Source organism: Staphylococcus caledonicus (genome assembly GCF_016238465.1).
Classification (GTDB): Bacteria; Bacillota; Bacilli; order Staphylococcales; family Staphylococcaceae; genus Staphylococcus; species Staphylococcus caledonicus.
In genome coordinates this window covers 1-11648 of record NZ_JABTXV010000005.1, presented here as the reverse complement: position 1 = coordinate 11648, position 11648 = coordinate 1, and the positions used below count along the sequence as shown (strand labels likewise).

Genomic DNA, 11648 nt, shown 5'->3' with positions numbered 1-11648 from the left:
CACCATTCATATAAAAATTAATCAAACTATAATTTTTAGAAAATTCTAAAAAGAGTATTGACTTAGAATACCTATTGTAGTAAATTAAGTTTATCAAATTTTTAAACAATTCTAATTATTTAAATAACTACCATTCAAGGAAGGAGTATAATAAAATGACTCAACTTACATATCTACCACATAATGTAACTGACAATTTAATTATTATTTTATTATACTCGCAAGGGCTGGAACTTTAGTGTAGAAACATACTAAACGTTTAAGTCCTATTTCTCATTGAATGGGACTTACAGACGTCCCAATTATTTATTGGGGCGTCTTTTTATTTTGATAATAAAAGATTTTACGGGGGAATTATTAATGAGAAGTGACATGATAAAAAAAGGTGATCATCAAGCACCAGCTAGAAGTCTTTTACACGCTACAGGCGCACTTAAAAATCCAACTGATATGAACAAACCATTTGTAGCTATTTGTAATTCGTATATTGATATTGTGCCAGGTCACGTTCATTTGCGTGAATTAGCAGATATTGCTAAGGAGGCAATCCGTGAGGCAGGCGCCATTCCATTCGAATTTAACACAATCGGTGTCGATGATGGTATCGCTATGGGACACATTGGCATGCGTTACTCCCTTCCATCTCGTGAAATCATTGCAGATGCTGCTGAAACCGTTATAAATGCCCATTGGTTTGATGGTGTATTTTATATTCCTAACTGCGACAAGATTACGCCAGGTATGTTACTTGCTGCTGTAAGAACAAACGTGCCGGCTATCTTCTGTTCTGGTGGTCCTATGAAAGCTGGTTTATCTGCACAAGGTAAAGCACTAACATTGTCATCAATGTTTGAAGCTGTCGGAGCTTTTAAAGAAGGTTCAATTTCTAAAGAAGAATTCTTAGATATGGAACAAAATGCTTGCCCTACTTGTGGTTCTTGCGCAGGAATGTTCACAGCTAATTCAATGAACTGCCTTATGGAAGTATTAGGTTTAGCACTTCCATATAATGGCACAGCACTTGCGGTAAGTGAACAACGTCGTGAAATGATACGAGAAGCGGCATTTAAATTAGTAGAAAATATTAAGAAAGATATTAAACCACGTGATATTGTTACTCGCGAAGCAATTGATGATGCCTTTGCCTTAGATATGGCCATGGGTGGTTCTACTAATACTGTTCTTCATACCTTAGCTATCGCTAATGAAGCAGGTATTGAATATGATTTAGAACGCATTAATGAGATTGCTAAAAAAACGCCTTATTTATCTAAAATTGCACCAAGTTCTTCATACTCAATGCATGATGTTCATCAAGCTGGTGGTTGTCCGGCCATCATTAATGAACTTATGAAAAAAGAAGGTACACTTCACCCTGATCGTATTACAGTGACAGGTAAAACATTACGTGAGAATAACCAAGGTAAAGAAATCCAAAACTTTGATGTTATTCATCCACTAGATAATCCATATGACAAAGAAGGCGGACTGTCTGTCTTATTCGGTAATCTAGCACCTAAAGGGGCAGTAATTAAAGTCGGTGGTGTGGACCCATCTATCAAAACATTTACTGGTAAAGCCATTTGTTTTGATTCACATGAGGCAGCGGTTGAAGCTATCGATAATAAAACTGTGCGTGAAGGTCATGTAGTGGTAATTCGATACGAAGGCCCTAAAGGCGGACCAGGTATGCCAGAAATGTTGGCACCGACTTCTTCGATTGTAGGTAGAGGACTTGGTAAGGACGTAGCTCTTATTACTGATGGTTGATTTTCAGGGGCAACAAGAGGTATTGCCGTTGGACATATTTCACCCGAGGCAGCATCTAATGGCCCTATCGGTTTAATACGTGATGGCGACGAGATTACCATTGATTTAATCAACCGTACACTTGATGTAAATCAACCTCAAGAAGAACTTTATAAACGTAGAGAAGAATTAGAACCATTTAAAGCAAAAGTAAAAACAGGATACTTAGCAAGATATACTGCATTGGTTACAAGTGCAAATACTGGTGGCATCATGCAAGTCCCTGAAAATCTTATCTAATATAAGGAGTGTTCACTATGAATAATAAGGAAAGTAATGTACTTAATCCAGAAGCAACTGTAGACCCTGTATAATATACTGAAACGTTAGAACCACAAGCACTTGAAGAAGAAACATTAAATGCACTGCGTACAGGCTCAGAATTATTAGTAGAAGCATTATTACATGAAGATGTGGATTTCATCTTCGGTTATCCTGGTGGCGCCGTTTTACCACTATATGACACCTTTTATGACGGTAAAATCAAACATATTTTAGCACGACATGAGCAAGGCGCGACACATGCTGCCGAAGGTTATGCACGTGTCTCTGGTAAAACTGGAGTGGTCGTAGTAACTAGTGGTCCTGGAGCTACGAATGCGATTACTGGAATCACTGATGCTTATAGTGATTCTCTACCGTTAGTCGTATTTACTGGACAAGTAGCAACGCCAGGTATCGGAATAGATGCTTTCCAAGAAGCTGATTTATTATCTATGACTACGCCAATTACAAAAGCAAATTATCAAGTGAAAAATGTAGACGACATCCCTCGAATCATTCACGAAGCCTTTTACCTAGCTAACTCAGGTCGTAAAGGCCCAGTGGTAGTAGATTTCCCAAAAGATATGGGTGTACTTTCTACAACTGCACCACTTGAAGATGAAGTAAACTTACCTGCTTACCATGTTGAAGAAGAAGTTAACGAAACTGATATTAAACAATTATCAGACTATCTAGCTAAAGCTCAAAAACCACTAGTTTTAGCTGGTGCAGGTATTAATCACTCTAAATCAAATACGTTATTAACCGACTTTGTCACACAACATCAAATTCCAGTTGTAACGACATTGCTTGGATTAGGCGCAATTCCATATGAAAGTCCCCTATTCTTAGGTATGGGCGGAATGCATGGATCATACGCTAGTAACATGGCACTTACAGAATGTGATTTACTCATCAATTTTGGTAGCCGTTTTGATGACCGTCTTGCAAGTAATCCAAATGAGTTTGCGCCTAATGCGACTATTGTCCACGTTGATATCGATGAGTCAGAAATCAATAAAGTCATCGCTACAGATTTAGGTATAGTTGCAGATTGTAAAAAAGTTCTAGAAGCTTTATCACACACACATACAGCTACTGACTCTCATAAAGCATGGGTTGAGCATTGTCGTGATAATAAATCACTTCATCCATTTAAATATAATAAGGCAGACGAAACATTTTGCAGACCTCAAGAAGCCATTGAATATATCGGTAAGATTACACATGGTGATGCTATTGTTACCACTGATGTAGGTCAACATCAAAAGTGGGCTGCTCAATTCTATCCATTTAAAAATTATGGCCAGTGGGTTACAAGTGGTGGCTTAGGAACTATGGGCTTTGGTATTCCATCAGCTATTGGTGCTCAATTAGCTGCACCTGATAAAACGGTAGTTTGTTTCGTAGGCGATGGTGGATTCCAAATGACTAATCAGGAAATGGCACTACTCCCTGAATATAATTTAAATGTCAAAATTGTATTAATTAATAACGGAACATTAGGTATGGTAAAACAATGGCAAGATAAATTCTTTAATAAACGTTTTTCTCATTCAGTCTTTAATGATCAACCTGATTTCATGAAAATGGCAGAGGCATACGGCGTACAAGGTTACTTAATTGATCAACCAAATAAATTAAAAGAAACACTAGATGAAGCTTTCGCATATGAGGGCCCTGCATTAATTGAAGTGAGAATCTCACCTACTGAACCTGTAAATCCAATGATTCCAAGTGGTAAAGCAAACCATGAAATGGAGGGTCTTGAATGAAGCGAACATTGCATTTAAAAGTTACAGATCGAGTAAGCACTTTAAACCGTATTACTAGTGCATTTGTAAGACTACAATATAATATCAATGAATTAACAGTTAAACCTGCAAAAGAACAAGGATTCTCAGACATGTTTATTGTGGCAGATATCGAAGATGAAAAGATTTTAAAAGTTCTTATCGCCAAATTAAGAAAACAAGTAAGCGTATTAGAAATTAAAGATGTTACACCTGAGCAAGTTTAAATAAATCTACATTGATGCGCTAGCATGATAAATAAAAGATATTGAATGTCTATCATCAACATGCGTAGATTTTATATCTATAAAAGTTAGAATATTCAAATTATTTTAAAATTGGAGGAAGTATTATGACAAAAGTTTATTATAATGATTCAGTTAAAAAAGACGAATTACAAGGTAAAAAAATCGCAATCGTAGGTTATGGTTCTCAAGGACATGCACACGCACAAAACCTTAAAGACAATGGTTATGACGTAGTGGTTGGTATCCGCCCTGGTAAATCTTTTGACCAAGCAAAAAAAGATGGATTTGAAGTCTTTCCAGTTGGCGAAGCAGTAAAACAAGCTGACGTAGTAATGGTGTTATTACCAGACGAAATCCAAGGTAACGTTTATAAAAATGAAATTGAACCTAATTTAGAAGCTGGTAATGCCCTAGCATTTGCACATGGATTTAACATTCACTTTGGCGTTATCGAACCACCTGCCGATGTAGATGTATTTTTAGTTGCTCCTAAAGGGCCTGGCCATTTAGTTCGTCGTACATTTGTTGAAGGTACTGCTGTACCAGCATTATTTGGTGTTCAACAAGATGCTTCAGGTAATGCACGTGATATTGCCTTAAGTTACGCCAAAGGTATCGGTGCAACACGAGCTGGTGTTATTGAAACTACATTTAAAGAAGAAACTGAAACAGACTTATTCGGTGAACAAGCTGTATTATGTGGCGGTATCCACAAATTAATCCAAAGTGGTTTTGAAACTTTAGTAGAAGCTGGCTATCAAAAAGAACTAGCTTATTTCGAAGTATTACATGATATGAAATTAATCGTTGATTTAATGTATGAAGGCGGTATGGAAAATGTTCGTTATTCTATCTCAAATACTGCTGAATTCGGAGACTATGTTTCTGGACCTAGAGTTATCACTCCAGACGTAAAAGATAACATGAAAAAAGTTTTAGACGATATTCAAAATGGCAACTTTGCTAATCGTTTTGTTAAAGATAATGAAAATGGCTTTAAAGAATTTTATGAATTACGTGAACAACAACATGGTCACGAAATTGAAGCGGTTGGTCGTGACTTAAGAGAAATGATGCCGTTTATTAAATCTAAAAGTATTCAACAATAATTAGTAAGGAGTGGTTGAAATGAAGAGCCATATTCAAATTTTCGATACTACGTTGAGAGATGGTGAACAAACACCAGGTGTGAGTTTTTCATTTGATGAACGTTTAAAGATAGCTAAACAACTTGAAAAATGGGGAGTCGATGTCATTGAAGCTGGCTTCCCCGCTTCAAGCTCTGGAAGTTTCAAATCTGTTCAGGCAATATCTAAGGCTTTAACTACTACAGCAGTTTGTGGATTAGCACGTTGTAAACAATCCGATATCGATGCAGTCTATGAAGCAACTAAAGATGCTGTACACCCTCGTGTACATGTATTTATAGCAACTTCACCTATCCACTTAGAACACAAATTAAAAATGTCTCAAGATGAAGTTTTAGAAAGTATTACCAAGCATGTAAGCTACGCTAAACAATTCTTCGATGTTGTTCAATTCTCACCAGAGGATGCGTCAAGAACAGATATTGCATTTTTAATTAAATGTGTTCAAACAGCTGTTGATGCAGGTGCAAGTATTATTAATATTCCTGATACAGTGGGCTATAGCTATCCAACTGAATATGGCCTCATTTTTAAATCTTTACTAGAACATGTTAAATCAGAACACAAAGTGATTTATAGTGCACATTGCCATGATGACTTAGGTATGGCGGTAGCTAATAGCTTAGCCGCAATTGAAAATGGCGCAGAACGTATTGAAGGCACCGTTAATGGTATTGGTGAACGTGCAGGTAATACTGCCTTAGAAGAGCTAGCTTTAGCGCTTTATGTCCGTCGAGATCACTACGATATAGAAACACGGTTAAACCTGGCTGAAACTAAAAATACATCAGATATTATCTCAAGATATGCAGGTATTCGTGTACCTAAAAATAAAGCGATTGTAGGCCAAAATGCCTTTAGTCATGAATCAGGTATTCATCAAGATGGTGTCCTTAAAAATCCTGAAACCTATGAAATTATGACGCCACAATTAGTAGGTATTAGTAAAAATGAATTACCTCTAGGCAAACTATCAGGTAAACATGCCTTTAGTGAGAAGCTTAAATCTTTAGGCTATGATATCAAAGCAGAAGATCAAGTCGCATTATTTAAGCAATTTAAAGCGGTTGCTGATAAGAAAAAAGATGTGTCTGATAGAGATATTCATGCGCTTATTCAAGGTTCTGAACATGAACAAAATTCAATTTATCATCTTGAAACATTACAACTTCAATTTGTATCACACGGATTGCAAAGTGCTGTAGTTGTTATTAAAGATAAAGATGGTAATACGTATCAAGATTCAAGTATTGGTACAGGATCTATTGTTGCAATTTATAATGCAGTTGACCGCATTTTCAAAAAAGACAGTGAATTGGTTGATTATCGAATTGATTCGGTTACAGAAGGCACCGATGCGCAAGCTGAAGTGCATGTAGATCTTAAAATTGAAGGTCAACCAGTCAACGGTATTGGTATCGATCATGATATCTTACAAGCGTCTTGCAAAGCTTATGTCGAAGCACATGCAAAATATGTTTCAGAATTCATTGAGAAAGAAGGCACCCAAGTATGACATATAATATTGTAGCGTTACCAGGAGACGGCATTGGTCCTGAGATTCTTAACGGGAGCTTAGAACTACTAGAACTTATTAGTAAAAAATATGATATTTCTTATACCCTCAAGAATTTTAATATTGGAGGAGCAGCTATCGATTCACATGGCACTCCCCTTCCTGATGAAACATTAACTGCTTGTGAACAAGCTGATGCGATTTTACTCGGCGCTGTTGGCGGACCTAAGTGGACTGATCCTAACAATCGACCAGAACAAGGTCTACTTGCTTTGCGAAAAGGTCTAGGATTGTTTGCTAATATCCGACCAACCAAAGTTACTGATGGTACAAGTCATTTTTCTCCATTGAAAAAAGAACGTGTAGAAGGTACCGATTTAGTAATCGTACGTGAATTGACTAGTGGTATCTATTTCGGAGAACCTCGTCAAATTAGCGATGCTTCTGCATTAGATTCTCTTACTTATACCAAGGCAGAAATTGAAAGAATAGCTAGAGTGGCATTTGAATTAGCAAATAATCGCAAGAAAAAATTAACTTCTGTAGATAAAGAGAATGTACTAGCTTCTAGTAAATTATGGAGAAAAACAATCAATGAAGTAAGTAAAGACTATCCTGAAGTAGAACTAAATCACTTACTTGTAGATGCGTGTAGTATGCATTTAATTACAAATCCTACACAATTTGACGTCATCGTTACTGAAAATTTATTTGGTGATATCTTAAGTGACGAAGCCTCGGTTATCCCCGGGTCACTAGGTTTGTCCCCTTCTGCCAGTTTTAGTCAAGAAGGGCCAAGATTATATGAACCTATACATGGCTCGGCACCTGATATCGCTAATAAAAATATCGCTAATCCATTCGGCATGGTTCTTTCTCTTGCGATGTGTTTACGTGAAAGTTTAGAACAAGAAGATGCTGCATTAGAATTAGAACAGTCTGTCTTCAATTTAATTAGAGAAGGTATAACAACGCAAGATCTAGGTGGTACTTGTACTACTACTGAAATCTTCAATCATTTAAAAGCCAATTATCAATAAAGGGGGAATAATTTTATGGGGCAAACACTATTCGATAAAGTTTGGAATAAGCATGTTTTAACTGGAAAAGAAGGTGAACCACAACTTTTATATATAGATTTGCATTTGATTCATGAAGTTACTTCTCCTCAAGCTTTTGAAGGATTGAGACTACAGAATCGTAAATTAAGACGTCCAGATTTAACTTATGCAACATTAGATCATAATGTGCCTACAATCGATATTTTTAATATTAAAGACGAAATTGCAAATAAACAAATTACCACACTACAAAAGAATGCTAAAGATTTTGGTGTGCATATATTTGATATGGGGTCAGATGAACAAGGTATTGTACATATGGTGGGTCCTGAAACTGGTCTCACACAACCGGGCAAAACTATCGTCTGTGGTGATTCCCATACAGCGACGCATGGAGCCTTTGGTGCTATAGCTTTTGGAATAGGTACTAGTGAAGTTGAGCATGTTTTTGCTACTCAAACACTATGGCAAACTAAACCTAAAAATCTAAAAATTGATATTAACGGTAAACTTCAACCTGGCGTTTACGCTAAAGATATTATTTTATATTTGATTAATAAGTATGGTGTCGATTTCGGTACAGGCTATGCTCTGGAATTTACTGGAGAAACTATCAAATCTTTGTCGATGGAAGCTCGTATGACGATTTGTAATATGGCAATCGAAGGTGGCGCTAAATACGGTATTATGCAGCCTGATGATGTGACCTTCGACTATGTTAAAGGTCGTCCTTATGCTCACAACTATAATCATTCTCTTCCTGAATGGCGTCAATTATATTCAGATACGGATGCAGTTTTTGATAAAGTAATTGAACTAGATGTAACTGATTTAGAACCACAGGTAACTTGGGGTACTAATCCAGAAATGGGTGTAGGAGTGAATAGTCCTTTTCCAGAAATAAAAAATATTAACGATGAACGTGCATATCATTATATGGATTTACAACCTGGACAAACAGCTTCTGATATTGATTTAGGCTATGTATTCTTAGGATCATGTACAAACGCTAGACTTTCAGACTTAATTGAAGCAAGCCGTATTGTAGAGGGGAAACAAGTTCATCCTAATATTACAGCTATCGTAGTCCCTGGTTCACGTACTGTCAAAAAAGAAGCTGAAGCAATTGGATTAGATAAAATATTTAAAGATGCTGGGTTTGAGTGGAGAGAACCGGGTTGTTCAATGTGTTTAGGTATGAATCCAGACCAAGTTCCAGAGTGCGTTCATTGTGCATCAACAAGTAATCGTAACTTTGAAGGCCGACAAGGTAAAGGTGCTAGAACTCACCTAGTCTCTCCAGCTATGGCTGCTGCAGCTGCTATTCATGGCAAATTTGTTGATGTAAGAAAGGTGGTCGTATAGTTATGGATATCCAACCTATCACAACTTATACTGGAAAAATTGTACCTTTACTCAACGATAATATTGATACTGACCAAATTATTCCTAAAGCACATTTAAAGCGTATTACTAAAAGTGGCTTTGGTCCCTTTGCTTTTGATGAATGGCGCTATCTAGCTGATGGCTCTGACAATCCTGATTTTAATCCAAATAAACCGCAATATGCTGGAGCTTCAATTTTAATTACAGGAGATAATTTCGGTTGTGGCTCTAGTCGTGAACATGCTGCATGGGCATTAAAAGACTATGGTTTCAATATTGTTATTGCTGGTAGTTTCAGTGACATCTTTTACATGAACTGTACTAAGAATGGGATGTTACCAATTGTATTAGATGAGGATGCTAGAAATTATTTAGCAACTCAGGAAGAAATAACTGTAGATTTACCAAACCAAACTGTTTCTAGCAAAGATAAAACATTTAACTTTTCAATTGATGAAACTTGGAAAAATAAATTGGTAAATGGTTTAGATGATATTGCAATTACACTTCAATATGAAGAACTTATAGAAAAATATGAAAAAATGAAGTAAGGATGGATATATTATGACAGTAAAGATGACAGTGAGTGCTAAAGATATAGATGAAGCCTATTTAAGAATTAAAGATGTTGTAAAAGAAACGCCTTTACAGTATGATCACTATCTTTCACAAAAATATGACTGTAACGTATATTTAAAAAGAGAAGATTTACAATGGGTGCGCTCTTTTAAGTTACGAGGAGCTTATAATGCAATCTCAGTATTAGATGATAATGCGAAAGCGAAAGGTATTACTTGTGCAAGTGCCGGAAATCATGCTCAAGGTGTAGCCTATACAGCTAAAGCGTTAAATTTAAACGCTGTAATCTTTATGCCAGTTACTACCCCATTACAAAAAGTTAATCAGGTTAAATTTTTTGGTGCAGATAATGTTGAAATTGTTTTAACTGGAGATACATTTGATGATTGTCTTAAAGAAGCGTTACAATATACTGATAAAAATCAAATGACGTTTATCGACCCTTTTAATAATATTAATACTATTTCTGGCCAAGGAACATTAGCTAAAGAAATCTTAGAACAAGCGGAGCAAGATAATGTAACATTTGATTATCTCTTTGCTGCAATTGGTGGTGGCGGCTTAATTTCAGGGGTTAGTACTTATATGTCTCAATATAGTCCTAATACTCAAATTATTGGCGTAGAACCTGCAGGCGCAAGTAGTATGTATGAATCTGTAGTCGTTCATAATAAAATAGTTACTTTAGATCATATTGATAAATTTGTAGATGGCGCTTCTGTTGCACGTGTAGGCGATATTACATTTGATATTGCTAAAAACAATGTAAATGACTATATTCAAGTTGATGAAGGCGCAGTATGTTCTACAATTCTCGATATGTATTCAAAACAAGCTATTGTTGCGGAACCAGCTGGTGCCTTAAGTGTGTCTGCGTTAGACTTCTATCGTAAGGAAATTAAAGGTAAAACTATTGTTTGTGTTGTTAGTGGTGGAAACAATGATATTAACCGTATGAAAGAAATTGAAGAGCGTTCTCTTCTTTATGAAGAAATGAAACATTATTTCATTCTTAATTTCCCACAACGTCCTGGAGCGCTTAAGGAATTTGTAAACGATGTATTAGGCCCTCAAGATGATATCACTAAATTTGAATATTTAAAGAAATCATCGCAAAATACTGGTACTGTTATCATCGGTATTCAACTAAAAAACCATGAAGATTTAACTCAACTAAAAAATAATGTAAATCATTTTGACCCTTCAAATATCTATATTAATGAAAATAAAATGCTATATTCATTATTGATTTAACAATAAATTTAAAAGTGCTATTGATGAATAAATTACTGAGAAGCTAGATGTACATTTTAAATGTATATCTGGCTTCTTGTTTTTTATTGTTCATTACGGGAATGCTTGCTTTGTTTTTCCCATTTTTAATTTATTTGCTTAGTAATATTATATTCTACTCTAGCGGAACGTAATCTGCTACCACCGGCGCTATGGAGCTTCCTTTGCTTTGAGGCAAGCGATCGCATCTTTCTTCATTTTCGTCTCTCGTTGGCTCATTTAGCGCAACTAAATTCGCTTCTCTCTTTCCTCAATTCATCAGCTTCAATCGCTTTCTCTTCGCAAAGCTAAATAGACGCTGGCATATTCTCTCCGAAGTTTATAAATCTTATTTTCTTACTTACTTTCTTTTTGCCTTCGGCTTGAGTTTTATTTGTTTTCTTTTACTTAAAAATAGACATAAAAAAAGAGACCTTTCGGTCTCAATATTTGCCTGGCAACGTCCTACTCTAGCGGAACGTAAATCCAACTACCATCGGCGCTAAGGAGCTTAACTTCTGTGTTCGGCATGGGAACAGGTGTGACCTCCTTGCCATTGTCACCAGACAAGT

At 36.1% G+C, this 11648-nt stretch carries 9 protein-coding genes, 1 rRNA gene and 1 pseudogene; 9 read left to right on the top strand and 2 right to left on the bottom strand.

Annotated features, from left to right (window positions below; all coding sequences use genetic code 11):
* Window positions 1-360: 360 nt before the first annotated feature.
* Window positions 361-2049, top strand: a pseudogene (ilvD, locus tag HS848_RS10890) (dihydroxy-acid dehydratase).
* Here the strand turns inward: ilvD and HS848_RS10885 are convergent.
* Complete coding sequence (locus HS848_RS10885; protein WP_198612352.1) at window positions 2042-2233, bottom strand: hypothetical protein; 192 nt, start codon at window positions 2231-2233, stop codon at window positions 2042-2044. The pseudogene ilvD and the gene HS848_RS10885 overlap by 8 nt on opposite strands.
* Between HS848_RS10885 and ilvB the strand changes: the two genes are divergently transcribed.
* The 8 genes from ilvB (at window position 2175) to ilvA (ending at window position 11058) form a co-directional block, all read left to right on the top strand.
* Window positions 2175-3848, top strand: coding sequence for a biosynthetic-type acetolactate synthase large subunit (ilvB, locus tag HS848_RS10880; protein WP_198612415.1), 1674 nt, complete (start codon window positions 2175-2177; stop codon window positions 3846-3848). The genes HS848_RS10885 and ilvB overlap by 59 nt on opposite strands.
* Window positions 3845-4093, top strand: coding sequence for an ACT domain-containing protein (locus HS848_RS10875; RefSeq protein ID WP_198612351.1), 249 nt, complete (start codon window positions 3845-3847; stop codon window positions 4091-4093). Before ilvB ends, HS848_RS10875 begins: the two co-directional genes overlap by 4 nt.
* Before the next feature lie 125 nt (window positions 4094-4218).
* Window positions 4219-5223, top strand: coding sequence for a ketol-acid reductoisomerase (ilvC, locus tag HS848_RS10870; RefSeq protein WP_198612350.1), 1005 nt, complete (start codon window positions 4219-4221; stop codon window positions 5221-5223).
* Window positions 5224-5242: 19 nt separating this feature from the next.
* The gene (locus HS848_RS10865) at window positions 5243-6778 is read left to right on the top strand and encodes a 2-isopropylmalate synthase (protein WP_198612349.1); all 1536 of its coding nucleotides are present in this window, start codon (window positions 5243-5245) and stop codon (window positions 6776-6778) included.
* Window positions 6775-7818: a 3-isopropylmalate dehydrogenase gene (gene leuB, locus HS848_RS10860; protein WP_198612348.1), complete on the top strand. Its 1044-nt coding sequence runs from the start codon at window positions 6775-6777 to the stop codon at window positions 7816-7818. Before HS848_RS10865 ends, leuB begins: the two co-directional genes overlap by 4 nt.
* 15 nt (window positions 7819-7833) lie before the next feature.
* On the top strand, window positions 7834-9204 hold the full coding sequence (leuC, locus tag HS848_RS10855; RefSeq protein ID WP_198612347.1) for a 3-isopropylmalate dehydratase large subunit: 1371 nt from the start codon (window positions 7834-7836) through the stop codon (window positions 9202-9204).
* A 2-nt stretch (window positions 9205-9206) separates the two neighbouring features.
* A complete protein-coding gene (gene leuD / locus HS848_RS10850; RefSeq protein ID WP_198612346.1) occupies window positions 9207-9776 on the top strand; it encodes a 3-isopropylmalate dehydratase small subunit in 570 nt (189 codons plus the stop codon).
* Between the two features lie 13 nt (window positions 9777-9789).
* Window positions 9790-11058 carry a threonine ammonia-lyase IlvA gene (gene ilvA / locus HS848_RS10845; protein ID WP_198612345.1) on the top strand — a complete coding sequence of 423 codons (1269 nt, stop codon included), beginning with the start codon at window positions 9790-9792 and terminating at the stop codon, window positions 11056-11058.
* Between the two features lie 470 nt (window positions 11059-11528).
* Here ilvA and rrf read toward each other — a convergent pair.
* Window positions 11529-11643: ribosomal RNA gene (gene rrf, locus HS848_RS10840) — 5S ribosomal RNA — on the bottom strand.
* Window positions 11644-11648 lie beyond the last annotated feature (5 nt).